27 protein-coding genes are annotated in these 22,724 nt (G+C 39.6%); 11 read left to right on the top strand and 16 right to left on the bottom strand.

The annotated features are described in order from the left end of the window. Nucleotides 1-30: 30 nt before the first annotated feature. Together AWW67_RS13150 and AWW67_RS13145 are read right to left on the bottom strand one after the other, a co-directional pair. Nucleotides 31-612, bottom strand: a complete 582-nt coding sequence (locus AWW67_RS13150; protein ID WP_062302318.1) for a MiaE family protein — start codon at nt 610-612, stop codon at nt 31-33. A 67-nt stretch (nt 613-679) separates the two neighbouring features. Next, nucleotides 680-1,537, bottom strand: a complete 858-nt coding sequence (locus tag AWW67_RS13145) for a M28 family metallopeptidase (RefSeq protein ID WP_062302317.1) — start codon at nt 1,535-1,537, stop codon at nt 680-682. Between the two features lie 317 nt (nt 1,538-1,854). Here AWW67_RS13145 and AWW67_RS13140 point away from each other — a divergent pair, with 317 nt between their 5' ends. The 10 genes from AWW67_RS13140 to AWW67_RS13095 all read left to right on the top strand — a co-directional run bounded on the left by AWW67_RS13140 (nt 1,855) and on the right by AWW67_RS13095 (nt 11,269). Then, nucleotides 1,855-3,264 (top strand): anthranilate synthase component I family protein, encoded by a 1,410-nt coding sequence (locus tag AWW67_RS13140; protein WP_062302315.1) that lies wholly within the window; start codon nt 1,855-1,857, stop codon nt 3,262-3,264. A 62-nt stretch (nt 3,265-3,326) separates the two neighbouring features. Continuing rightward, entirely contained in the window at nt 3,327-3,698 is a 372-nt protein-coding gene (locus AWW67_RS13135) for a four helix bundle protein (RefSeq protein WP_053224269.1), read from the top strand. Nucleotides 3,699-3,747: 49 nt separating this feature from the next. After that, nucleotides 3,748-4,377: an anthranilate synthase component II gene (locus tag AWW67_RS13130; RefSeq protein ID WP_062302314.1), complete on the top strand. Its 630-nt coding sequence runs from the start codon at nt 3,748-3,750 to the stop codon at nt 4,375-4,377. 39 nt (nt 4,378-4,416) lie between these two features. After that, the gene (gene trpD, locus AWW67_RS13125; RefSeq protein ID WP_062302312.1) at nt 4,417-5,403 is read left to right on the top strand and encodes an anthranilate phosphoribosyltransferase; all 987 of its coding nucleotides are present in this window, start codon (nt 4,417-4,419) and stop codon (nt 5,401-5,403) included. 91 nt (nt 5,404-5,494) lie between these two features. Continuing rightward, nucleotides 5,495-6,295 carry an indole-3-glycerol phosphate synthase TrpC gene (gene trpC, locus AWW67_RS13120; RefSeq protein ID WP_062302311.1) on the top strand — a complete coding sequence of 267 codons (801 nt, stop codon included), beginning with the start codon at nt 5,495-5,497 and terminating at the stop codon, nt 6,293-6,295. Between the two features lie 161 nt (nt 6,296-6,456). Next, entirely contained in the window at nt 6,457-7,071 is a 615-nt protein-coding gene (locus tag AWW67_RS13115; protein WP_062302309.1) for a phosphoribosylanthranilate isomerase, read from the top strand. Nucleotides 7,072-7,411: 340 nt separating this feature from the next. Further along, the gene (trpB, locus tag AWW67_RS13110) at nt 7,412-8,593 is read left to right on the top strand and encodes a tryptophan synthase subunit beta (protein WP_062302308.1); all 1,182 of its coding nucleotides are present in this window, start codon (nt 7,412-7,414) and stop codon (nt 8,591-8,593) included. 75 nt (nt 8,594-8,668) lie between these two features. Beyond that, a complete protein-coding gene (trpA, locus tag AWW67_RS13105; protein WP_062302307.1) occupies nt 8,669-9,442 on the top strand; it encodes a tryptophan synthase subunit alpha in 774 nt (257 codons plus the stop codon). A gap of 134 nt (nt 9,443-9,576) precedes the next feature. Beyond that, nucleotides 9,577-10,587, top strand: coding sequence for a 3-deoxy-7-phosphoheptulonate synthase (aroF, locus tag AWW67_RS13100; RefSeq protein ID WP_062302305.1), 1,011 nt, complete (start codon nt 9,577-9,579; stop codon nt 10,585-10,587). Between the two features lie 118 nt (nt 10,588-10,705). Beyond that, on the top strand, nt 10,706-11,269 hold the full coding sequence (locus tag AWW67_RS13095; RefSeq protein ID WP_141655457.1) for a hypothetical protein: 564 nt from the start codon (nt 10,706-10,708) through the stop codon (nt 11,267-11,269). A 46-nt stretch (nt 11,270-11,315) separates the two neighbouring features. On the opposite strand, the gene AWW67_RS13090 is transcribed toward AWW67_RS13095, so the two are convergent. Next, the gene (locus tag AWW67_RS13090) at nt 11,316-11,741 is read right to left on the bottom strand and encodes a response regulator (RefSeq protein ID WP_062302302.1); all 426 of its coding nucleotides are present in this window, start codon (nt 11,739-11,741) and stop codon (nt 11,316-11,318) included. Nucleotides 11,742-11,745: 4 nt separating this feature from the next. Beyond that, on the bottom strand, nt 11,746-12,945 hold the full coding sequence (locus tag AWW67_RS13085; protein ID WP_062302300.1) for a sensor histidine kinase: 1,200 nt from the start codon (nt 12,943-12,945) through the stop codon (nt 11,746-11,748). A 325-nt stretch (nt 12,946-13,270) separates the two neighbouring features. Between AWW67_RS13085 and AWW67_RS13080 the strand changes: the two genes are divergently transcribed. Then, the gene (locus tag AWW67_RS13080) at nt 13,271-14,719 is read left to right on the top strand and encodes a DEAD/DEAH box helicase (protein WP_082794047.1); all 1,449 of its coding nucleotides are present in this window, start codon (nt 13,271-13,273) and stop codon (nt 14,717-14,719) included. Nucleotides 14,720-14,823: 104 nt separating this feature from the next. On the opposite strand, the gene AWW67_RS13075 is transcribed toward AWW67_RS13080, so the two are convergent. From AWW67_RS13075 to AWW67_RS13020, 12 genes are all read right to left on the bottom strand, one after another. Then, entirely contained in the window at nt 14,824-15,528 is a 705-nt protein-coding gene (locus AWW67_RS13075; RefSeq protein WP_062302299.1) for a hypothetical protein, read from the bottom strand. After that, nucleotides 15,521-16,201: a hypothetical protein gene (locus tag AWW67_RS13070; RefSeq protein WP_062302297.1), complete on the bottom strand. Its 681-nt coding sequence runs from the start codon at nt 16,199-16,201 to the stop codon at nt 15,521-15,523. Before AWW67_RS13070 ends, AWW67_RS13075 begins: the two co-directional genes overlap by 8 nt. Then, on the bottom strand, nt 16,185-16,832 hold the full coding sequence (locus AWW67_RS13065; protein WP_141655456.1) for a hypothetical protein: 648 nt from the start codon (nt 16,830-16,832) through the stop codon (nt 16,185-16,187). Before AWW67_RS13065 ends, AWW67_RS13070 begins: the two co-directional genes overlap by 17 nt. Beyond that, complete coding sequence (locus AWW67_RS13060; protein WP_062302294.1) at nt 16,829-17,509, bottom strand: hypothetical protein; 681 nt, start codon at nt 17,507-17,509, stop codon at nt 16,829-16,831. The genes AWW67_RS13065 and AWW67_RS13060 overlap by 4 nt, the downstream gene beginning before the upstream one ends. Beyond that, nucleotides 17,506-18,192 carry a hypothetical protein gene (locus tag AWW67_RS13055; protein ID WP_062302293.1) on the bottom strand — a complete coding sequence of 229 codons (687 nt, stop codon included), beginning with the start codon at nt 18,190-18,192 and terminating at the stop codon, nt 17,506-17,508. Before AWW67_RS13055 ends, AWW67_RS13060 begins: the two co-directional genes overlap by 4 nt. Further along, the gene (locus tag AWW67_RS13050; protein WP_062302291.1) at nt 18,189-18,875 is read right to left on the bottom strand and encodes a dimerization/docking domain-containing protein; all 687 of its coding nucleotides are present in this window, start codon (nt 18,873-18,875) and stop codon (nt 18,189-18,191) included. Before AWW67_RS13050 ends, AWW67_RS13055 begins: the two co-directional genes overlap by 4 nt. Beyond that, the gene (locus AWW67_RS13045; protein ID WP_062302290.1) at nt 18,872-19,552 is read right to left on the bottom strand and encodes a hypothetical protein; all 681 of its coding nucleotides are present in this window, start codon (nt 19,550-19,552) and stop codon (nt 18,872-18,874) included. The genes AWW67_RS13050 and AWW67_RS13045 overlap by 4 nt, the downstream gene beginning before the upstream one ends. Continuing rightward, the gene (locus AWW67_RS13040) at nt 19,549-20,244 is read right to left on the bottom strand and encodes a hypothetical protein (protein WP_062302288.1); all 696 of its coding nucleotides are present in this window, start codon (nt 20,242-20,244) and stop codon (nt 19,549-19,551) included. Before AWW67_RS13040 ends, AWW67_RS13045 begins: the two co-directional genes overlap by 4 nt. Next, entirely contained in the window at nt 20,241-20,579 is a 339-nt protein-coding gene (locus tag AWW67_RS13035) for a PadR family transcriptional regulator (RefSeq protein ID WP_062302287.1), read from the bottom strand. Before AWW67_RS13035 ends, AWW67_RS13040 begins: the two co-directional genes overlap by 4 nt. A 270-nt stretch (nt 20,580-20,849) precedes the next feature. Next, nucleotides 20,850-21,272 carry a hypothetical protein gene (locus AWW67_RS13030; RefSeq protein ID WP_062302286.1) on the bottom strand — a complete coding sequence of 141 codons (423 nt, stop codon included), beginning with the start codon at nt 21,270-21,272 and terminating at the stop codon, nt 20,850-20,852. A 293-nt stretch (nt 21,273-21,565) separates the two neighbouring features. Further along, nucleotides 21,566-22,222, bottom strand: coding sequence for a 3-oxoacid CoA-transferase subunit B (locus AWW67_RS13025; protein ID WP_062302284.1), 657 nt, complete (start codon nt 22,220-22,222; stop codon nt 21,566-21,568). A gap of 137 nt (nt 22,223-22,359) precedes the next feature. After that, nucleotides 22,360-22,710 (bottom strand): four helix bundle protein, encoded by a 351-nt coding sequence (locus tag AWW67_RS13020; protein ID WP_062302283.1) that lies wholly within the window; start codon nt 22,708-22,710, stop codon nt 22,360-22,362. Nucleotides 22,711-22,724 lie beyond the last annotated feature (14 nt).

The following is a 22,724-nucleotide window of genomic DNA, read 5'->3' as shown; positions in this document are numbered from 1 at the left end:
TTTTATAGTCTTTACTATTGCTTGATCGAATTAACCGTGAATCGTCTCTGATTTACCGTAGCGTTGTATAATCTCGCCTTCGATTTCAATCAGTTCTTTCCATTGTTTATCTACATCTAAACCTTCACCGTATTTTTTGGCAAAACCTAGAAATGTAGTATAATGCCCAGCTTCACTTACCATAAGTTGATAGTAAAATTTAGAGAGTTCTTCGTCCTTGATATTTTCAGAGAGCACTTTAAAGCGTTCGCAGCTTCTGGCTTCAATCATGGCAGAAAATAAGAGTCTGTTTACCAAGCTTTGTTGTCTGCTGCCACCTTTAATTCTCGCTTTAAAAAGTTCATTGACATAGCTGTCTTTTCGTTCTCGCCCTAAAGTATAGCCACGTTTCTTTATGATTTCATGCACCATTCTAAAATGCTCGAGCTCTTCTTGCGCCAAAATCAGTAGTTCAGTTACCAGTTCAGTATGTTCCGAATTCCCCGCAATAATGGTGATGGCATTGGTAGCTGCTTTTTGTTCGCACCAAGCATGGTCTGTTAGAATTTCTTCAATATTAGTTTCTGCTAAATGTGCCCAACGTGGGTCTGTGGCAAGTTTTAAACCGAGCATATCAATTTGATTTTATAAGAAAGCCAAAAATAGGGTTAAGCCTCATGGATTAATAATTATGCAGCCTTTACTTCAACAACTCCTCAAATACCTTTTGTACATATACTGTAATTGTTCCTAAGTATTCAAAGTTGATGGTTTCGAAAGTATCGGTTGGTTTGTGGTAATGTGGAGTAGTGTCTTTGTTTACATATTCTTCAGTCAAACCAATGGCATTAAAGCCCACATTTCTGAAAGAACGGTGGTCGGTAGAAGTTACGGTAGACATATGGATTGGGAATTCATAACCATAATCTTTGGCTACTTTTAAGTAATGATCTTTTAGTGCTTCGGTAGGCATTTCCAATTCAAAACCGCGGTCGCCATCATTGTCCCAACCCATTTGGTCAATGGTATGTACCGAAACAATATTGAATTTCTCATCCTTTAGTTTTTTAGCGTAAGCTTTACTGCCTATTAGGCCGCGCTCTTCTTCATCGAAGAAAACAATCTTCATATTGTATTTACGTGAATTTAAACCTGCAATATGCTTGGCTACAGAATACACCAAAGCCACACCTGAGGCATTATCATTTGCGCCAGGGCAATCTTTTACAGAATCATAATGAGCACCTAAAACTACCCATTCATCAGTTTTTGTAGTGGCCATAATGGTGCCTACCACATTATTTCCCGTGGCGCTGTAGTTCTCAATTTCAACTTGATCGATAAACTCAGAAAGCTCATTCTTTAAGAAATCAGCTACTATTTCACGCGATTCTTGTGCATGACGATCCTTTAGTTTTGTATTGCCTTTGATTTCCGTATGGCCAGTAATCTTAGAAGTTAAGTCTACTTGTTCTTGAAGTTTTTGCCCCTGAAAGGCTAACGAGTTGAAAGAAAAAAGAAGAATTGCAGCAACTAAAAAATTCAATTTGCGGGTCATGGCTTAAGCGTTTTTTTGAGCTCACAATTTAAGGTATTCCTCAATGATAAAAACAAGAATGTCGGTTGAATGGCTTTTCACTTCAGTTTCTGGATAGAAAAGTAACCTCAAATGGAAAATTTTAATTTTCTGTTTGCTTTAGAAAAATCCTTTCCTAGATTTGGGGCATAATGAGAAACACAAATTTACATAGCGCATGGTGGTGGCATTTAACTGAACTCAGTTGATGTGAAACACATGCTATATGTAATATAACGATATTCAAAAGCCTGCTTCACGCAGGCTTTTTTTGTTTTAGGCCATTGAAGAACCGAAAAATGAACAAGATTATATTAAATACTACCTCGCAAAAACTATTGGCAGATACCGTCACCCCGGTGAGTATCTACTTAAAGTTGCGCGACAAATACGAGAATCCAATTTTGCTGGAAAGCTCTGATTATCATGGAAATGACAATAGCTTTTCTTACATCTGTTGCGAGCCTTTGGCCAGTTTTAGGTTGAAAGATGGTCAATTGACAAAGCAGTTGCCCGGCCAAGTGGAAATGCAATACCAAGTAGAAAACAGTAAGGTGGGTGATGAGCTCAGTGCCTTTTCAAAGAGCTTCGAGTCAGATGATAACCCTTACAAATTCATCAATAATGGCCTTTTCGGTTACATTGGCTACGATGCGGTCAAGTATTTCGAGAACATTCCAGTAAACGAAAAGAAAGAAGATCAATATGGAATTCCCGATGTGCTTTACCATGTGTACCGCTATGTCATCGCCATCGATCATTTCAAAAACGAACTCTATGTTTTTGAGCATTCGCCAGAAGGAACTGCACCTAAAGGTTTGGAGCCAATTATCAATTTGGTGAACAATAAGAACTATCCATCTTACGAATTCAAAACCATAGCCGAAGAAAGCTCTAACTATACAGATGATGAATTTTTGAACATCATTCAAAAAGGAATTGATCATTGTCACAGAGGGGATGTATTTCAGATTGTGCTTTCGAGAAGGTTTCAGAAGGGCTTTAAGGGAGATGAGTTTAACGTTTATCGTGCCCTAAGGTCGGTAAATCCTTCGCCTTACCTTTTCTACTTTGACTACGGTAGCTTCAAAATATTCGGTTCTTCGCCCGAAGCACAATTGGTGATTAAAGATGGCGAGGCCACTATCCATCCGATTGCAGGAACCTTCAAACGTACAGGAAACGATGAGGCAGATGCAGAGTTGGCCAAGGCACTTCATAATGATCCAAAAGAAAATTCGGAACACGTCATGTTGGTGGACTTGGCACGCAACGATTTAAGTCGTGCTGGATCGAATGTGAAAGTGGATACCTATAAAGAAATTCAATACTACTCGCATGTTATTCACTTGGTATCGAAGGTAACAGGAACACTGAATGCCGATGTGCTATCAACCGACATGGTAACAAGCACTTTCCCAGCTGGAACGCTTTCTGGCGCTCCGAAAGTCCGTGCCATGCAACTGATCAACGAATACGAAAAAACTAGACGAGGCTATTACGGTGGCGCTATTGGTTTCATGGGTTTCGATGGCAATTTCAACCATGCCATTATGATCCGTTCTTTTCTGAGCAAAAACAGCAATCTACACTTTCAAGCAGGTGCTGGCGTAGTCGCTAAATCAGACAAAGCCTCTGAACTACAAGAAGTAAATAATAAGCTAGGAGCATTGAGAAAGGCCATTGAAATGGCGGAGAATATTAGATAGTAGTAATCAGGGATCAGAAAATCAGTGGATCAGGAATTAGGAACGGAGAAAAAAATAATCAGATGAAGAGTTTTAAGGATTTAGAAGCTTGGAAAAAGGGTAGAGTGCTAAGGAACGATATATCGGCTTTGACAAAGACTTTTCCTGTCGAGGAGAAATTCAAACTTGTTGATCAAATTATCAGGGCTTCGCGATCTGTTACTGCCAATTTAGCTGAAGGCTACGGAAGGTTTCATTATCAGGAGAATATCCAGTTTTGTAGGGTTTCTAGAGGTTCTTTAACTGAAATACAAGACCACATAACTGTGGCCTATGATGAAGGATACATTGATGAGAAACTAGCAAAGAAGTACGATGAACAAGTGGAAGAATGTATTCGAATCATTAACGGCTACATCAATTACTTAGTTAAGAGCAAACAGGAGAAACAATAAACCCTGATAAACTGATTCCTGATATACCGATAACCGATAACTGAACAAAATGAAGATACTAATACTAGATAACTACGATTCATTCACCTACAACTTGGTGCATTACCTGCGCGAGTTGGGGGGCGATGCAGAAATGACCGTGGTACGAAACGATCAAATTGCACTAGACGAAGTGGAGGCTTATGATAAGATTTTGCTTTCTCCTGGACCAGGAATTCCAGAAGAAGCGGGAATTATGCCTGAACTGATAAAGCGTTATGGGGCAACCAAAAGTATTTTAGGTGTTTGCTTGGGGCATCAGGCCATTGCCGAGGCATATGGAGCTTCACTTTATAATATGTCCGAAGTATTGCATGGTGTTTCGAGCAAAATTAAAGTGGTGAAGCCTGAGGACAGACTCTTCAATGGCATTCCAAGCGAATATGAAATTTGCCATTACCACAGCTGGAATGTGAGTAAGGAGGATCTAGGAAGTGAACTTGAAGTAACCGCCTATGACGAAATTGGTGAAATCATGGCCATCAGTCATAAAGAATATGATGTTAAAGGAGTGCAGTTTCACCCAGAATCCATCATGACAGAGTATGGGCATAAATTGCTTGAGAATTGGCTCAATGATTCAGTAAACAGTGAAACGGTGATCAGAAAACAGGAACTCACCTCATTTACTAAATCCTGATCCACTGATTTTCTGATTTCTGATAACTAATAAAAGAAGATGAAAGACATATTAAACCAACTTATAGAATATAAATCGCTGGATAAGACCACAGCAAAGGAGATTTTGATGAACCTCACATTGGGGAAATACAATCAGAGTCAGGTGGCGGCATTTCTAACGGTGTACTTAATGCGAAGTATCACAGTGGAGGAACTCGAAGGCTTTCGCGATGCCATGCTAGAACTTTGTGTGCCGGTAGATATTCCAGAATACGATGCCATCGATCTTTGTGGAACAGGCGGAGACGGAAAGAACACCTTTAACATCTCTACACTAAGCTCATTTATAGTGGCTGGTGCAGGGCAGAACGTAGCCAAGCACGGAAACAATGGCGTGTCCTCTGTTTCTGGTTCTTCGAATCTGATGGCGCATTTCGGTTACGAATTCACCAACGACATTGGTAAGCTCAAAAAGAGTTTGGACGAAAGCGGAATTGCCTTTTTGCATGCACCACTTTTTCACCCAGCTATGAAAAACGTAGCACCCATTCGAAGAGACTTAGGCGTAAAAACCTTTTTCAATATGTTGGGGCCAATGGTAAATCCATCGTTCCCGAAAAAACAATTGGTAGGAGTGTTTAGTCTAGAGTTGGCCAGATTATACGGCTACCTTTACCAAAAAACCGATAAGCAGTTTGTGATTTTGCATGCCCTCGATGGTTATGATGAAATTTCATTGACAGGAGGTTTTAAGAAAATCACGCATTTGCAGGAAGAAATTGTTCAACCTGAAGATTTAGGTCTTACCCGAATTCAGCCCGAAGCCATTTTTGGTGGCGAAACCGTGGAAGAATCGGCCAAAATTTTCGAGAGGATATTAAAAGGCGAAGGTAAAAAAGCCCAAAACGAGGTAGTGATTGCCAATTCGGCTATGGCTTTACAATGCGGTAAAGGCTATAGCTCCGATGATGCAGTGGGTTACGCACGGGAATCGCTTGAATCGGGGAAGGCACTCAAGGTATTTAAGACATTATTAGATTTATAAAATCGAGAAAACAGGGAATCAGTAATCAGTAGAATGGATGACAATAATTCACTGATCCACTGATTAACTAATCCCTGATAACTGACATAGAATGGATATTTTACAAAAAATCATAGCACACAAAGAGAAAGAAGTAGCTGAACGGAAGGGGCTTTTTCCTCCTAAATTATTAGAGCAGAGCATTTACTTCGAGAGCAAAACAGTTTCGTTGAAAAAGTATTTGCTGCGCGAAGATAAATCGGGAATTATAGCCGAATTCAAGCGTAAATCGCCTTCGAAGGGCGTGATTAATGCCCACGCCAAGGTAGAAAGAACTACAATCGGTTACATGCAGGCAGGTGCTTCGGCACTTTCTGTATTGACGGATTCTGAGTTTTTCGGAGGAAAGAACGAAGACCTTTCTACGGCCAGAAAATTCAACTTCTGCCCAGTACTTAGAAAGGACTTTATCATTGATGAATACCAAATCATTGAAGCCAAGTCGATTGGTGCTGATGCTATTTTGTTGATTGCGGCTTGCTTGACACCAGAGCGGTTGAAGGAATTAGCGGCATTTGCCAAAACGCTTCAGTTAGAAGTGCTCATGGAAATTCACAATGAAGAAGAGTTGCATCCGTACCTCTCACCAGATTTAGATGTGGTAGGAGTAAACAACCGTAACCTCAAGACTTTCGAAACCAGTATTGAAACTTCAAAAATGTTGGTGGACAAAATCCCGAACGAGTTTGTGAAGATTTCGGAAAGCGGTATTAGCGACCCTTCTACGATTGTTGAGTTGAAAAAGGTGGGCTTCCAAGGCTTTTTAATTGGCGAGACCTTTATGAAAACCGGCAGGCCAGAGCGTGCAGCAGCTGAGTTTGTCGAACAAGTAAGGAAACAGCTTTCAGTGTAAAAAAGGAAAAAGTTGATCAGAAAATCAGAAATCAGGAAAAAATGAAATAGTTGATCAGAAAACAGAGAAACAGGGAACTGAAATCGCTGATAAAAATTCGTTTTAACTGATAACTGATAACTGATAACTGATAACTGATAACTGATAACTGATAACTAACCATGAAACTAAAAGTCTGTGGCATGCGAGAAAGCACCAATATCAGCGAGCTGTTGAGGCTACAGCCTGATTATATGGGCTTTATTTTCTACGGAAAATCGAAGCGTGATGTAGCGGATGGTTTGGATGCTCAGTTGTTGAATGCTTTTCCTTCTAGTATAGAAAAGGTAGGTGTTTTTGTAAATGCAACACTTGATTTTGTGAAAGAAAGAGTAGCTCTATTTGGTTTGGATTTAGTGCAGCTTCACGGTGATGAAACACCAGAGTACTGTTCTGACCTAAAAGCGAACGGAATTAAGGTAATGAAGGTCTTTTCGGTGGGAGAAAGTTTTGATTTCGGTGAATTAGAAAGGTATAAGCCCAATGTTAATTTCTTTCTTTTCGATACCAAAGGAAAAGAAAGAGGAGGGAATGGAGAGCTGTTTAACTGGGGGTTATTGAATGAATATGATGGTGCAGTTCCTTACTTTTTAAGTGGTGGAATTGACCTAGAAAACATTGAATCGTTAAGCGATTTGAAAGTTCAACCTTATGCTATTGATGTCAACTCAAAGTTTGAGATTGAACCTGGGTTGAAGGATGTGGAGAGATTGAAGGAGTTGAAGAATTTAATTTAGAATCGTCATTGCGAGAAGGCTTTCTTGCGATAGCAAAGAAAGGTGACGAAGCAATCTCTTTTTTAGATACAGTGAGATTGCTTCGTCACAAACCTTCACTATCGTAAGGTTTGTTTCTCGCAATGACGGTTCGAACGGACAGTGTACAGAGCCGTCACTGCGAGTTCTTTTCGACCAGCGGGAGATAAAGAACGCGGCAGTTTCGAGGTTGGAATAAACAGATTGGCGCGGTCGTAACCTTGTCTATCGACAAGTCTACTTCCTTCGCCAACGCTGAAGCTAATGCGCAAGCGTTCGCAATGACGGTTCGAATATATAAGAGTTTAGAAAACAAAAGGAAATGAAAATACAAGTAGACGAAAGAGGGTATTACGGAAATTTTGGTGGAGCCTTTATTCCTGAAATGCTTTATCCAAACATTGAAGAACTACGAGAGAACTATGAGCAGATTGTTCAGGCGCCTGATTTTCAAAAGCAATTCAATCATTTGCTGCGCGATTTTGTCGGTCGCCCAACACCGCTGTACTTAGCAGAGCGTTTGTCTGAAAAGTACGGTGCGGAAATTTACCTCAAAAGAGAAGACCTTTGCCATACGGGAGCGCATAAGGTGAACAACACAGTAGGCCAAATCCTGTTGGCGCAAAAGCTGGGCAAACAGAAGGTTATAGCTGAAACTGGTGCAGGCCAGCATGGGGTAGCAACCGCTACGGTTTGTGCTCTAATGGGCATTGAATGCATTGTGTACATGGGCGAAGTGGACATGGCGCGTCAAAAACCAAACGTAGAGCGGATGCGCATTTTAGGCGCTGAGGTTCGTCCTGCCACAAGCGGAAGCAAAACCCTAAAAGATGCCACTAACGAAGCCATGCGTCATTGGATCAACAACCCAACCGATACGCACTATATTATCGGTTCGGTAGTGGGGCCTCACCCGTATCCTGAAATGGTGGCTCGTTTTCAGTCGGTCATAAGCAAAGAAATTAAAGCCCAATTGTTGGAGAAGAAGGGCAAAGAAAACCCAGATTATGTGATTGCTTGCGTGGGCGGAGGTAGCAATGCTGCTGGCGCTTTCTATCATTATTATAATGAAGAAGACGTGCAGTTAGTAGCGGTGGAAGCCGCTGGTTTGGGAAATCATACGGGAGAATCTGCAGCAACTACGGTTTTAGGAAAACCAGGTATTCTTCACGGTAGTAAAACACTTTTAATGCAGACGGAAGACGGCCAAGTTGTAGAACCTTATTCAATTTCTGCAGGACTGGATTACCCTGGAATTGGCCCAGTACATGCCCATTTATTTGAAACAGGTAGAGCGAAATTCTACAGCGTAACCGATGAAGAAGCCATGAAAGCAGGCGTGCTATTGAGCAGAACCGAAGGAATTATTCCAGCCGTAGAAAGCGCGCATGCTTTTGCCGCACTCAATCAAATGACTTTCAATTCTTCCGATGTAGTGGTCATCAACCTTTCTGGCCGTGGCGATAAAGATTTGGAGACTTACATTAAATGGGGAAAATATTAGGAGTATGGAGTAGATAGTATTGAGTGTTGAGTGATCAGCTCAACACTGATTACGCAAGACCCAAGACACACAAAAATGAACAGAATAGATAAATTATTTCAGGACAAAAAGGAGCGCGTATTGAACGTGTACTTTACTGCGGGTTACCCACAGCTGAACGATACCACTACAATTTTAGAAGCACTTGAAACTTCGGGTGCCGACTTGATCGAAATTGGGATTCCGTATTCCGACCCTATTGCCGATGGGCCGACCATTCAAGAAAGTAATGGTGTGGCTTTGGAAAACGGCATGACATTGAAAGTGTTGTTTAACCAATTGAAAGGCATTAGAGACAAAGTTTCTGTACCGATTGTGCTGATGGGGTATGTAAACCCAATTGTGCAGTTTGGTGTAGAAAATTTTTGCGCAAAGTGCGAAGAAGTAGGAGTAGACGCGGTGATTCTGCCTGACTTACCGATGTTTGAGTATTTAGAAATTTATAAGCCAATGTTTGAAAAGCATGGCTTGTACAATATCTTCTTAATCACTCCTCAAACTTCTGAGGCCAGAATTAGGCAGATTGACGAAAACTCAAACGGCTTTATCTACATGGTATCGTCAGCGAGTACCACTGGGGCAAAGACCAGTATTTCACTCGATCAATCCGACTATTTCGCTCGCGTAAAAAATATGAACTTGAAAAATCCGACCCTCATAGGTTTTGGTATTTCAAATGCAGAAACCTTTGATAAAGCCTGTGAAAATGCCAACGGAGCCATTATTGGCAGTGCCTTTATTAAAGCCATTTCCGAAGAGGGGAATTTGGAAGAGAAGATTTCTGGTTTTGTAAGATCAGTGATTGGGTGATCAGGAATCAGTGAAACAGTATATCTGTGAATCAGAAAAACAGGGATTAGAGGCACCAAAAATATTTAAAGAAATTAGAATTCATAGTCACTGGTTACTATTGACCAATGACTATTGACCAATGACTAAATACCATGATTATACAATTCGAGAAAGACATTAATTCGGCCCAAAAAGAGGCTATTGTCAATAGAGTAAAGGGCTTGAAATATAAGCCGACCACCGTGATTACCCAAAAGGGAGAATACCTGATTGGAACCGGTAAAAAAGATTTCGATATCCGTGAAATCGGTCATATGGAAGGCATCAGCGATATTCATATTGTATCTGACGACTATAAACTGGTATCGAAAAAGTGGAAGGTAAAACCTACCATTATCGACCTTGGCGATGGCGTTGTGATTGAAGAAGGTGGTTTTCAAATTATGGCTGGGCCATGCTCTATCGAAAGTGAAGACCAGATCAGAAAGGTGATTGGTCACTTGAAAGAAAACGGCATTTCTATTATGCGTGGAGGCGTATACAAACCCCGAAGCTCGCCTTACTCTTTCCGTGGTTTGGGTATTGAAGGCTTACAGTTGTGGTATCAATTGGCCAAAGAAGCAGGTATTAAAATCATTACTGAAGTTATGCAGGTTTCGCAAATTGCTGAAATGTATCCGTACACCGATATTTATCAGGTAGGGGCGAGGAACACCCAAAACTTCAACCTGCTGGATGAATTGGGTAAAGTAGATAAACCCGTAATGATCAAGCGTGGTATTTCTGGCACCATTGACGAACTGCTTTCTTCTGCGGAATATGTTTTTAGTGGAGGAAATGAAAGGCTTTTGCTTTGCGAAAGAGGTATCCGTACTTATGAAAGCGCCACAAGAAACACCATGGACTTGAATGCGATTGCTGTTTTGAAAGAGAAAACGCATTTACCAGTGATTTCAGATCCATCGCATGGAATTGGTATCCGTGACTTTGTAGAGCCTATCGCTTTGGCCAGTATTATGGCAGGTGCCGATGGCGTGATCTTCGAAACGCATGAAAAGCCAGAAGAAGCCTATTCTGATGGCCAGCAAACGCTGAACTTTGAAGAGTCTACAAAAATGATCAACCGAATGCGCAAGACTTTCGAACTGAGAGAAAGTTTTTAGGTTGAAGAGAGAACTATGATTTTTAAACCTGTTAGTTTCTAGACTGACAGGTTTTTTTGTTTAACGAATAGATTAGTTGTTGATTCTTTTGTAAGTTCATATGGATTTAAATATGCCTATGATGAGACTTGTGATCCTTCCTCTGATTTTAGCTTTGCTATGTTTACCGCAAATAACGAATGCATGTGAATGTGCTGGAATAGATGACGCTGTGGTGAAGCGACTTATCGAAAAATATGATTATGTATTTGTGGGCAGTGCCATTGAGGTGCTCCATCCTGATGATGAGAAGCCTGATTTTACTTCAAATGAAAGTAAAGGAGGCATGAATGTTATTTTCGAAATAGATTCCGTCATTAAGGGTGAATCCAAATTAAAAACCGTTATCGTCAACCAGTTTGGTATGGACAGTTGCAACATGTGGTTCAAGTTGGGGGAGAAATACATTGTTGTTGGTAAAAGAATAGATAAACTTAACTGGAATCGTGTAAAAAAAGGAGACTTCCCATATTGGGAAGAACAACCTCCTATTCTTGGTTACAGGCACTCTCTACAAATTTTAGGAAACCGTAAAGAATATCGCTACTGGAAAAGGCTTGCAAGAAGGAACACTATTATAACGACTGATATGTGCTCTACTTTTAGGGTGGGGACTGAGGATGCAAACTTGTTTTTGAAGTAAGAGTTTAATTCTCAAACTCACTTCTCAATCAAGGTTTTTTCTTCACTTAACTATTTTCGGGAAAGTGTTTTTCCATTAGTCGGTTGATTATATCAAAGGTTAAAGGTTTCTTTTCGAACTCAGAAATCTCAGGAATCTGTAGCGCTCTTTTTTTATCGTCAGGATCATATGATGTGGTGAGCATTACAATAACGATCTGCTTTCTTATGCTTTCACTTAGTCCCTTATAGGCTTCGATAAACCCCCAGCCATCCATTACAGGCATGTTGATGTCGAGAAAAATTAATGAAGGGAGAGTATTCTCGGTATTAGCATCTTCACCATTCTTAGTTAAAAATTCAATTGCTTGTTTCCCATTTAAGGCTGTGACGATCTGTTCTGCGATATTAGATTTCTTAATGATGATTTGATGAATGAAGTTCGTGGCATCATCATCATCGATCAGCAATATGCAGTTGAGTTTATTATTCACAGATTTAAACTTTGGGAATGGTAAAAATGAAAGTGCTTCCCTTTCCTAACACAGATTCTACCCAAATGTTCCCGTTGTGTAGCTCTACTATTTTTTTACAGTTGGAAAGGCCAATCCCAGTACCTTCATATTTACTTCTATCATGTAACCTTCTAAAGATCACAAAAATCTTCTCCTTATCATTTTCATCTATGCCAATACCATTGTCTTTTACAGAGAACAACCATTCTTTTTCGAGCTCAGTGGCTGAAATTTCGATTTCAGGGATTACATCTTTATCCTTAAATTTCATTGCATTGACGATCAAATTCTGAAAGAGCTGGTTCAGTTCAGTTTTATAGCCTCGCACTATAGGTAAATTTTCAATTGTAATCTTCGCCTTGCTTTCATTTATAGTCAGTGAAATGTCAGCTAAAACTTCACTAATTACTTGGTTGCAATCCACTTCAGTAAAGTTGTCGAGCTTTCCAATTTTAGAGTAATCCAATAAACCTTTGACCAAGAGTTGCATTCTCTGAGCCGATTGGTTGATGAACTTTAAATAAGTATCGCCTCGCTCATTTAATTTCCCTTGAAACTCGTTCTGAAACAGCTGATTGATACTTGTTAAGGTGCGCAAGGGTTCCTGAAGATCGTGTGAAGCGATATAAGTAAATTGTTCTAATTCTTTGTTTTGCCTTTCTAATTCCTTGTTTTTGTTAAGCAGCGCTTGTTCATAATTGTTCCGCTCTATCTCATGAGCTACCCGAACAGCCACAATTTGTAGGATGGTCTCAATGGCCGAGGCGTTAGTGATTGGTTTTGTGTCTAATAAAGCAATTAAGCCTATTGCCTTTCCTTCAGAATCCCATAGAGGAATGCCAATGTAACTTTCAGCCTTTAGAGGCACCAACATATCGTCTTTAGGGAAAAGTTTCTGAATATTGTTAGAATAAACACACAGGTTTTTGCCTACTACGTTTTCGCAAGGGGTGTTTTGAAGAGGGTATGAAATGTTGGTTTTTATCTCACCATTTGCAGCAAATGTAATCGTTTCTACGCTCCCTTCTTCTTCGCCAATTTTGTCAATTAGCACATAAGCCATGTCTAATTTCTCGCCTAAAAACAACGCTAACGAATCGTAGAAAGAGTTTTCGTTAATGGCCCATCCTTTTTGAGCAATAAAGAATAAAGTCTCGTCAACTAATTTTTTGTAGTCTTTCACATGTTTGATTTTAATTAGAAGGCTGGAATAAGAATTCCATATTTACTAACATTAAATATAAGGGAATGATCGCTTCAGTTTGCTTAATGTATATTATTAAATTTAGGTCTAATCTGGTTTTGATTCTCATCCTTTTGTTTCCGAAACTCTCAATAAAACCCAACAATGGCAGAAATTAGGTGTACCTTTGTTTCGCACTTCGAAATGGCTTGTGAAATTGACCAGACATTTCTTCTGCTTAATATTTTAACATAGTCAAATCATCAAGTGACAAGCTCCACCATTTAGTGGGCGCTCTCGTTCGCTTGTTTCGTAATTAATTTATATGTCATTTAAGTCATTAGGGCTTTCTGATTCGCTTTTACACGCGATCACAAAAAAGGGTTATACTGAGCCATCTCCCATCCAAACAAAAGCAATACCCCCCATTTTAGAGCGAAAAGATATTCTAGCTTCTGCCCAAACCGGAACGGGAAAAACGGCAGGTTTTACCTTGCCAATGCTACAGATTTTATCTGAAAGCAAACAGCCTAAAAGAAGACCAATTAGGGCTTTGGTATTAACACCCACGCGTGAGCTTGCTGCTCAGGTATATGAAAACGTAAAAGAGTATAGTGAATTCTTAAGCATCGAGTCTACCGTTATTTTTGGCGGAGTAAACCAAAATCCTCAGGTGCGTGCTTTGCGCAATGGAGTGGATATTTTAGTAGCTACCCCAGGTCGTTTACTCGATTTATATAACCAAAGGGCTTTATCGTTAAGTCAGGTAGAAATTTTAGTTTTAGATGAAGCCGATAGAATGCTCGATATGGGCTTTTTGCGCGACATCAAAAAGATATTGGCATTAATGCCAGGAAAGCGTCAAAATCTATTGTTCTCGGCTACTTTCTCTACTGAAATTAAGCAGTTGGCTGGTAGTTTTATGACCGACCCCATTTTGGTGGAAGCTACACCAAAGAACACCGCAGCGGAATTGGTGATTCAGAAGGTGTACCATGTAGATAAGGTAAAGAAAACCTCTTTAGTAACCAAGTTGATTTCTCAAGGTAACTGGAGTCAGGTGTTGATTTTCACAAGAACCAAACACGCGGCTAATAAGCTAAGCGAAAAGCTTACGAAAAATGGAATCGCCTCTTTAGCGATTCACGGTAATAAAAGCCAAGGCGCAAGAACCAAAGCTTTGGAAGGTTTTAAGAATGGAACTACACGCGTTTTGGTAGCTACTGATATTGCAGCCAGAGGTTTGGATATTCCTTTATTGCCACATGTAATCAACTTTGAATTGCCGAACGTGGCAGAAGATTACGTGCATAGAATTGGCCGTACAGGTAGGGCAGGAGCAAGTGGTGAAGCTATTTCCTTAGTCAGTCACGATGAGCATGATTTGGTGCATGGTATAGAGAAGCTCTTGAGACAAAAGCTTCAGATTGAAACAATGGAAGGTTATGAGCCAAGTGCTGCACCACCTGCACCAAAAGATGAACCAAGAAGGTCTAATGGAGGCAGAAAACGGGAGTTCCGTAAAGGAGGTTCAAGTCAAGGTAGTAGTGGTCAAGGCGGGCAAAGAAGAAATGAAGGTCAGGTTGGTCAGCGAAGAACTGACGGACAGGGCGGGGGACAACGCAAGTCTGGCGGTACTGGAGGACAACGTTCTGGAGGAGGTGCCCCAAGAAGAAATTCTGATGGCCCACGTTCAGGCGGTGGAGCGCCTAGAGGTAATTCTGGCGGCCAACGCAGCGGAAACTCAAGACCGAATAAAGGAAATAGAGATTAAGCCAAACAGCTTGATCAAGTAAAACAGAAGGTCTGTTGATTTATTTCAGCAGACTTTTTTTTGTGGTGTTTAAACTTAATCTACTAATATTGAGGGTCTAAAAACTACACCGCTACCTCAGGCATGTACTTTGCCCATTTTTCGTTCACCGTAGCGATTCCCCATTTCATTAAATCATAATTGATGAAAACGGTAAGCGAGGTCAGAACAAAGCCAGCTATAAATACATAAGGAAAAGCTGCCGCCTGCTTCTCGTACAGCATTTGCGTGATTACACCGAAGCCTTGGCCAAAAAAGAACTGGGTAATGTATAAGCCATAGGTGCTCATTTTTGCAAAACTAGATCGCTTTTCCCATCGCTTCATTTGCTTTCTAAAAATGGAATAAGGAATTACTGCTAAAAGAAATCCATAGATCAGGAAACCCGAGTGGAGAAACATTCCTCTATCGTTTTGTGGGTATTGGGTTAGAAGAAAGTAGCCTATTATGGCCAATCCAATGGGTCTAAGTATTTTGGAACTGTTGAAATAGGATAGGAGCTCTTTGAAGAACTGTGTTTTGAAACGCTGAAGCAAACCGCCTTCGATTGATTCTGCCAAAGTAGATAAGCCGTAAACCCCGAAGGATGCATGCGCTTTGGTAATGGCCAAATCAAAGTTCATATCGGGTTTTTCCTCTAGCAAAGCTTCAACCTTACTCGCCATATGATCAAGTGCCTCCATTTCTACTTCAATGGTGTTAAAGCCACGCTTGTTGATAAAAGTCCTGATGGCTGCAATCTGTTCTTGAGTAAGAGGTAGACTAGGCATATTTTAAATATTTCTCTTCAGTGAAACCGATTGCCTCTTTTATAATGGCAAAGTTGATCAAAGCTATTAAACTGAGTGTCAGGATTACGAATGTAAATGTGATTTGCATTAATAGTGGAGACAGTGTGCCAAATTCAAGTACGAACCTCGTGATGTAGAATATGATTAGGCTTGTTCCACTGGTTCCTGCAAAAGTGTTTGATATCACAAACGATCTCTTGCCCCATTTCCTTTTTGTTTTTATGAAATAGATAGATGGAAGAATGATCATGGCTAGGACAACCGAAAAAATGAAAACAACCATAGCTTCTTCAGACCATGGTAGGTTTAATAAAAATTTTTGAATGAGAAATGCGACTGAGATTATGGCTAAAGTTATTAAAAGCTTAGGGCCTTTTAGATAATCGCGGAGTACAGCCTTGCGGATTTTTTTAGATCGCTCTTTACACCCAGCAAAAATAGCTTCTTCAAAAGTAGCAAAACCAAAAATGCCCAAGTCTGCATGAGCTTTGGTAATAGCCAAATCAAAGTTCATATCGGGTTTTTCTTCAAGCAATGCTTCTACCTTACTGGCCATATGGTCAAGCGCTTCCATTTCTACTTCAATGGTATTGAAGCCACGTTTGTTAATAAAGGCTTTAATTGCTGCTATTTGCTCAACGGTAAGCGACATGGTTTCTGAGTTTGTTGAAAGTTCGGTTTAATACCCTAAAACTTGCAATGAGGTAAAGGTTGAAAGTGCTTATATAAATAATCAAAGCCACTGGGTTTTGAACTAGCCAGTCGGTTAACAATAAGCCAACTAGTGAAGTAGAAAGTAATGCAGAAGTATAAACAGTATTGAGCCGACTCATGAAGAACGAGTTGTATAAAGGCTTAAATTTTCGATTGAAATAAGTGCGAGCAAAGAAATTTACAAAGAGGGCGGTTAAAGCCATTGTGCTAAATAATCTTAGTGTTTCCTCCAAATCGTTACTGACTGTGGTCAAAAGTACACCAGCCAAAATAGCCACCACGGCCAGGTAAATCTTAGTGCCAGAGAACAAGCCAATAATCTCTTGATAAACCTCCTTAAAAGTAGCAATGTGTTCCACCTTCAGTCTTTCTTTTTGTATTGCCGAAGGATTGATTTCTTCAATGGCTAAGGCAGCGGCCTCTACAAACTTGATGTCACTGGTTGCCATCCGATGCTCCACATTACAAATGATGTGATCGAGCAATTCACTCTTGATGTCATCGTACCAAATGCTTTGTCGATCGATATATTCCCGAATATGTTCGATTTGATAGTGTGCTAGTTTCATATCAGTTCAACTTTGAGTTTGTGTTCAGATTTATATGCTTTTTCAGCAGCAAGAAAATAGACCATATATAGAGTAGATAAAACTACTGTTACGGCAATTATAAGCTGACCGTGTGTATCGAAATGGTTGGTTACAAGTGTTCTTACATTCAGCACATTATAAGAGTTAAGAAAGAAACTTCCCAAAACAAAAGGGTAACCAATGGCCTCATTTTTAAGACTGGACTTATAAGGCAACTTCAATGCTTTACAGCTTCTTCTGTATACAATCATGTCTCTAACTCCAAAAAAGAAACTATAGCCTGTTGTGGCAATAAGGGTATAGAATATGACCCAATACGGTTGAAAAACCTGAGTTAACTGAAAAATCAGAATGGAGATAAGAAGCGTAGTCATTAGCAAAGGCCACCTGAAGTAGGTTTTGAAATGACTGAACACAATTTTTCGATAAGCCCGAGCATAAGCCTTGTGTCGTTCCCACACAATTTTCTTCATGCCATCCTCTCCGCCAAAGTCCTTTAAAACCTGTTTCAGGTGAGCGTTAATGTCCTGGCTTTTGTCTGCTCTCGCCTCGTATGAGCTGGCTATATGATCATAAAATTCAGCATACAACTCCTCAAAGAGCAGTCGATGATCTTTCATAAATACCGAAATGATCTTCTCTTCTTTTGCTGTCATGCCACCTCCAGTTTAAAAATGAACTGCTCTTTTAGGAGCTTAAGGTAAGTGAAGCCAAGAAGTAAAAATAGAGTAGACAAACAAACATTAACGATAGGGTAAGCACTTAAAAATCCTTTGACCATGTCTTCACCAAAAACATGAGGGATCAGGCCATTCAAAGATAAATTCAGAAGTGCTACTGGGAGATGGACGAAAGTCATCAACCAAGCGTTCAAATTACTACTGGTATAAGGGAGTTTTCGTCTTTTACAATTGCTGTAAAAACTGATTTGCCCATAGATAACCACAACGAGGGGAATTAATAAGCCTATAGCTAGAGAGAAGATGGTGATGAATTTTGTACCTAATAAGTCAGTACCAATTTGAATGAGAACAAATGAAACCATGACTAGACCAATAGCTGGCCAACCGAATAGGCTCAGGAAAATCTCTTTAGATCGTTTCCAAATCAGACTCTTTCTAATTTTATTCTGCTCATTTACAATTTTCAACATGCCCTTTGTTCCACCAAAAGCTGGCTCTGATATCTCACGAATATAAGTGCTTAGTTCAAGCGTTTGATTCTTCTCAAAGCCAGTGGCAATATGATCATAGAACTCTTCAAAGGGTTCTTGGTCTTTTATGCCTACATCCTTGAGGTACTTCACCAATATGTCGTGCTGTTCGGTAGTTAGGCTCATCTCACGGTTAATTTAAAAATGAACTGCTCTTTCATAAGCTTTAAGCAGGTAAAGCCATAAAGTAGCGCAATGGCGCATAGTGAAGTGTTGAACCAGAGATTTTCAGTTGCAAAAATCTTGAAGGCTTCTCTTCCTACAAGTACTGGTATTAAGAAGTTTCCAAAAATATTAATGAATGTAAAAGGCAAATGGATGAACAGCCATAAAGAGCTATTCAGATCAGAATTTCGATATCCTTTGTTTTTGTTTCTACAATCTTGATAAAAGCTAATGGTACCATAAGCAATGATTATATATGGCAGAATAAGGCCTAACCCAACAGTTATAAGTATTGTGAATTTTGTTCCGAGTTGAATAAAGCTGGTTTGGACGAGAATGAAGCTTACCATTACAATACCAATTGCGGGCCAGCCAAAAAGGCTAAAGAAGATTTGTTTAGCTCTCTTCCATATCATTCTTGTTCGTGCTTTTCTTTGGTTTAGCACTATTTTTTTGATCCCTTTTGTTCCTCCAAAAGAAGGTTGAATTACTTCTCTTAAAAAAGTATTTACATCTTCTGGTTTGTCTGTTTCTATTGCTGTGGCAATATGATCATAAAATTCCTCGAAAGGCTCTTGATGTCCAATGCCCACGTCTTTGAGGTACTTCACCAATATGTCATGCTGTGCGGTGGTTAGGCTCATTGGATGATTAGTTTAGGTGTCAGTTCTTCTTTAACCATCTGAAAACAACTAATAGCCCATATTATATAAATGACTAAACCTGATATTACTAGAGGGAGCCATTTTATGAGGCCCGCATTTAATTCAGAAATGTTTGTGTCTAGAAAAAGTAAGTTATGCAAGTTCAATGTTAGCATACCTACAATACTTAGTCTGTGCAACTCTTGGTGTTTTAAGGATGACTTGAAATTAGCGCCATTCTTTTTGCAGCTGCGTTGAAACCTGTAACCTATAATAATTGCGTAGAGCACGGGGGTGGCGCTCGCAACACTTAGAATAGCGGAGAAAGCATACTTAGGCACAGTAGTATTGAATAGGGTATAAAGCAAAAAATACAGAGAAATTGGAACAAGCATGTTAGGCCCTTTAAAGTAAAAGGCCATCTTTTGTCTTAGTACTCTTCTATAATGTCTTGTTAATGATTTAGAACCTTCTTTTAGCATGGTTTGAATTCCTTTTGTTCCACCAAATGCGGGCTCGGCAACTTTTCGAATATAGACTTGCAAATCGTCTGCATCGCTTTTCTCAAAAGCTGTAGCAATATGATCATAAAACTCCTCAAAGGGTTCTTGAAGGTTAATGCCTACATCTTTGAGGTACTTCACCAATATGTCATGCTGTGTAGTGGTTAGGCTCATGTGGTCAGCAGTTTGGTTTTGAAATCTTCCTTGATCAATTTTAGCAGTGATACTGAAAAGAGGGTAGAAAAGGCCATTAAAATTGTTGGAATAATAGGCAGTTGATTAAAGTACTTTTCAAAAAGAAGTATTTCACGCATACTTGTACTGAAATAGAATAAATAATAGGTGCTCAGCGCTGTGAAGCCACCAATCTCACTTATGGCACTGTTTCGCATATTTCTATAGTACCCTGGTTTCTGTACCTTAATATCTCTCTTAAATTTTACTTGATTCAGTAAAATGATGGCGTAAGGGGTGAGTAGGGATATCATAACAAATGTGTAGATAATTATAGGGGTGTTTGATATTTCTGCAATTCCCAAAAGCACAAGAAATATTAATGCAGTGTAGATTACAGAGGGCCATTTAAAATAAGATAGCGCTATGGCTAAAAACTTTTTGGTGACTTGCCAGTGAATTCCCTTTTGGTGTTTCTTTATCACCTCTTTAAAGCCGGTTACACCGCCAAACTCAATATGTAGGTGGTGCCAAATATGTGTTTTAATCTCCAACTCAGGTTCTTTTTTGAGCCTAGCTTCATAGGAACAAACAATATGATCGTAGAACTCCTCGAATAACTCTTGAGAGTCAATGTCTAAATGCTGAAGGTAGAAGACTACCTGTTCGTGCTGCTCTACCGTTAATTTCATCCCATACCTAATTTAGGGTTCAACAACTTTTGTAAATTCAACAGAAACTCTTCCAGTTCGGCCACTTTGCTTTGGGCTTCGGCATTACCCTCTTTGGTAAGGGAGTAGTATTTTCGGATGCGATTGTCTACCTTTTGTGTTTCGGTAGAAAGCATTCCTTCGGCTTCTAATTTATGAAGGGTAGGGTATAAGGCGCCTTCCGTGATTTTGAATTCACCTGCGGTAATTTCTTTTACCCGTTGCGTGATTTCATAGCCGTACATTTTTTCGTTCTCTTCCAGCAGCTTGAGAACAATGGTGGCCAGACTTCCTTTTAATAGTTTACTCGATGACATGCACAAGTATACATAATTTTCTTATGCATAAGAAAATTGGGTATGTTTTTTTTGATTATCAAAGACTAAATCGGAGACAAATTTGAGAGGTTTGAACTATCCCAAAGTTTCGAGGTGTTTCACAGGATTCGCCTGCTGAACGTTTGTTTGGATCACTTACAACAGAACCAAAAAGTATGAACCAATAAATCACTCTAAGTCACCCTGTAAGGGTCTTTTCAGTAACATAGACAGGCTTAATTGCGGAGCTCCTAACTGGTAAGTCAGTAATTATTTATGTTCCAATAAGCTTTCAATCTCACCTACAAATGCTGCATTTCCGATTTCCTTAAACTTAGAAAGAAATTTTTTTGGTTTATACCTTTGAGCAAAGCAATATCCTTTATTGTCGGTAATGTCAAACGAGTCCACCATAATGGCATCATATTTTGCCCCTTGAATTGTTAACATTCCATCATAAACTAAGACTACACAATCAAGCTCATTGGTCAAGTTTGCAATGTGTTTTCTTGCTTGCAGTAAGGAGTGTTCTAAGGTTTCTGCCAAAAACCTTTTCATTTCAATTTCTCCTTTAGTTTGAATCATTATAAATGGAATTAAAGGGCCGTCTCCATCTTTTATTGAATAGATTCCGTGATCTAATCCTTTAAAAGCTAACTCCATTAGTTTCTCACTTGCGGTTATCTCTGCCATAGTGTTTACTTTCCATGTAATTTATTAAAAGTACTTATTATGTTGACAGTGTGAAATTTTTTTGCTTCGGGCGTATGTGAGTTGAAAGGAAAGGGACACTAGAGTCCCTGTTTAATATGACGTCACAGGTTCGGAGAAGCCGCGACAGGAATTCACTCTCCTGATTAAGTTTACTAGAAGTTAAACTGCTTCTTTTCTTTCCCTGAGGTTACGAAGGGTCTAAATTGATTCTGCTAGAAAATACAGATGCTTTCAGTTTCGCTTCAGCATGGTGCTCCAAATGACACTTAAAATCAAATCTTCATCTCAGGAATATCACCTTCGATGATTAGTTTGCCTGCGGTGGCTGCTTTGATTTCTTCTAAAGTTACGCCAGGGGCGCGTTCTAAAAGTTTAAAACCTCCTTCGGGAAGTACATCCAAAACCGCCATATCGGTTACAATCTTCTTAACGCAACGCAAACCAGTGATGGGCAAACTACATTCACTTAAAAGTTTAGAGTCTCCACTGCGGCTGCAATGCTGCATGGCCACTATAATATTGTCGGCCGAGGCTACAAGGTCCATAGCCCCACCCATTCCTTTCACCATTTTACCTGGAATTTTCCAGTTGGCAATGTCTCCATTTTCAGACACTTCCATAGCGCCTAAAATAGTAAGATCAACATGGCCGCCTCTAATCATCTCGAAGCTCTGAGAAGAGCTGAATAGCGCAGAGCCTTTGGTAGTGGTTACCGTTTGCTTGCCTGCATTGATCAAATCTGCATCTACTTCATCTTCTTCCGGAAAAGGGCCAATGCCTAATAAACCATTTTCAGACTGAAGCACAACGCTGATGTTTTCAGGAATAAAATTGGCTACAAGGGTGGGAATGCCAATCCCCAAATTGATATAAGTACCATCTTGAACTTCCTGTGCTATTCTTTTCGCTATTCCGATTTTATCTAACATAATGATTTGAAGATTTGAGGATGTGTTGATTTGGTGATAACATAATTTGAAAATTTGAGGATGTGTTAATTTGATAATTATTCACTGAATCAGTTTTTCCGATTATTTTCAAATCATCAAATTAACCAATCATCAAATCACGGATCTTTACTGCTGGATATTATTTTTGAGATAATCTTCGAGATAGAAACTAGGTCTGTTTTGATTGTTTCATCAAAAGGATAACTAGGAGTCATTTCACAAAGTTTTAACCAGTACATTGTTTCGTCCGCTTCTTTTGCGGCAATTTTGAATTTATGAATAAAGTCTCTTTTGCTTTCGCTGTTCTGTGCTTCGTAAGTATTTGCTCCAATACTGGTGCCTGATTTTAGTAACTGATTGGCGATTACTCTTTTCCCTTTGCTTTCTAGAAGCTCAGTGAATTCGATAATTTTAACTGAAAATGCTAAGGTCAAATCCACTATCAAGTTTGGTTTATCATTCCTCATTTTTCTGGTCTTAA

It is taken from the genome of Roseivirga seohaensis (assembly GCF_001592945.1).
GTDB lineage: Bacteria > Bacteroidota > Bacteroidia > Cytophagales > Cyclobacteriaceae > Roseivirga > Roseivirga seohaensis.
Note: the sequence above shows the minus strand (reverse complement) of the source record. Positions and strands in the feature narration are given on the sequence as shown.

Excerpts from the sequence above, each read along its gene's own strand:
- AWW67_RS13020 (WP_062302283.1), bottom strand. The coding sequence starts at position 22,710 with ATGAGGAATGATAAACCAAACTTGATAGTGGATTTGACCTTAGCATTT.
- AWW67_RS13035 (WP_062302287.1), bottom strand. The coding sequence starts at position 20,579 with ATGTCATCGAGTAAACTATTAAAAGGAAGTCTGGCCACCATTGTTCTC.
- AWW67_RS13070 (WP_062302297.1), bottom strand. The coding sequence starts at position 16,201 with ATGTCGCTTACCGTTGAGCAAATAGCAGCAATTAAAGCCTTTATTAAC.
- AWW67_RS13140 (WP_062302315.1), top strand. The coding sequence starts at position 1,855 with ATGAACAAGATTATATTAAATACTACCTCGCAAAAACTATTGGCAGAT.
- AWW67_RS13080 (WP_082794047.1), top strand. The coding sequence starts at position 13,271 with ATGTCATTTAAGTCATTAGGGCTTTCTGATTCGCTTTTACACGCGATC.
- trpA (WP_062302307.1), top strand. The coding sequence starts at position 8,669 with ATGAACAGAATAGATAAATTATTTCAGGACAAAAAGGAGCGCGTATTG.
- AWW67_RS13060 (WP_062302294.1), bottom strand. The coding sequence starts at position 17,509 with ATGACAGCAAAAGAAGAGAAGATCATTTCGGTATTTATGAAAGATCAT.
- AWW67_RS13115 (WP_062302309.1), top strand. The coding sequence starts at position 6,457 with ATGAAACTAAAAGTCTGTGGCATGCGAGAAAGCACCAATATCAGCGAG.
- AWW67_RS13055 (WP_062302293.1), bottom strand. The coding sequence starts at position 18,192 with ATGAGCCTAACTACCGAACAGCACGACATATTGGTGAAGTACCTCAAG.
- AWW67_RS13065 (WP_141655456.1), bottom strand. The coding sequence starts at position 16,832 with ATGAAACTAGCACACTATCAAATCGAACATATTCGGGAATATATCGAT.
- AWW67_RS13075 (WP_062302299.1), bottom strand. The coding sequence starts at position 15,528 with ATGCCTAGTCTACCTCTTACTCAAGAACAGATTGCAGCCATCAGGACT.
- AWW67_RS13145 (WP_062302317.1), bottom strand. The coding sequence starts at position 1,537 with ATGACCCGCAAATTGAATTTTTTAGTTGCTGCAATTCTTCTTTTTTCT.
- trpD (WP_062302312.1), top strand. The coding sequence starts at position 4,417 with ATGAAAGACATATTAAACCAACTTATAGAATATAAATCGCTGGATAAG.
- AWW67_RS13045 (WP_062302290.1), bottom strand. The coding sequence starts at position 19,552 with ATGAGCCTAACCACTACACAGCATGACATATTGGTGAAGTACCTCAAA.
- AWW67_RS13095 (WP_141655457.1), top strand. The coding sequence starts at position 10,706 with ATGATGAGACTTGTGATCCTTCCTCTGATTTTAGCTTTGCTATGTTTA.
- AWW67_RS13135 (WP_053224269.1), top strand. The coding sequence starts at position 3,327 with ATGAAGAGTTTTAAGGATTTAGAAGCTTGGAAAAAGGGTAGAGTGCTA.
- AWW67_RS13050 (WP_062302291.1), bottom strand. The coding sequence starts at position 18,875 with ATGAGCCTAACCACCGCACAGCATGACATATTGGTGAAGTACCTCAAA.
- AWW67_RS13130 (WP_062302314.1), top strand. The coding sequence starts at position 3,748 with ATGAAGATACTAATACTAGATAACTACGATTCATTCACCTACAACTTG.
- aroF (WP_062302305.1), top strand. The coding sequence starts at position 9,577 with ATGATTATACAATTCGAGAAAGACATTAATTCGGCCCAAAAAGAGGCT.
- AWW67_RS13150 (WP_062302318.1), bottom strand. The coding sequence starts at position 612 with ATGCTCGGTTTAAAACTTGCCACAGACCCACGTTGGGCACATTTAGCA.
- AWW67_RS13040 (WP_062302288.1), bottom strand. The coding sequence starts at position 20,244 with ATGAAATTAACGGTAGAGCAGCACGAACAGGTAGTCTTCTACCTTCAG.
- AWW67_RS13025 (WP_062302284.1), bottom strand. The coding sequence starts at position 22,222 with ATGTTAGATAAAATCGGAATAGCGAAAAGAATAGCACAGGAAGTTCAA.
- AWW67_RS13030 (WP_062302286.1), bottom strand. The coding sequence starts at position 21,272 with ATGGCAGAGATAACCGCAAGTGAGAAACTAATGGAGTTAGCTTTTAAA.
- trpB (WP_062302308.1), top strand. The coding sequence starts at position 7,412 with ATGAAAATACAAGTAGACGAAAGAGGGTATTACGGAAATTTTGGTGGA.
- trpC (WP_062302311.1), top strand. The coding sequence starts at position 5,495 with ATGGATATTTTACAAAAAATCATAGCACACAAAGAGAAAGAAGTAGCT.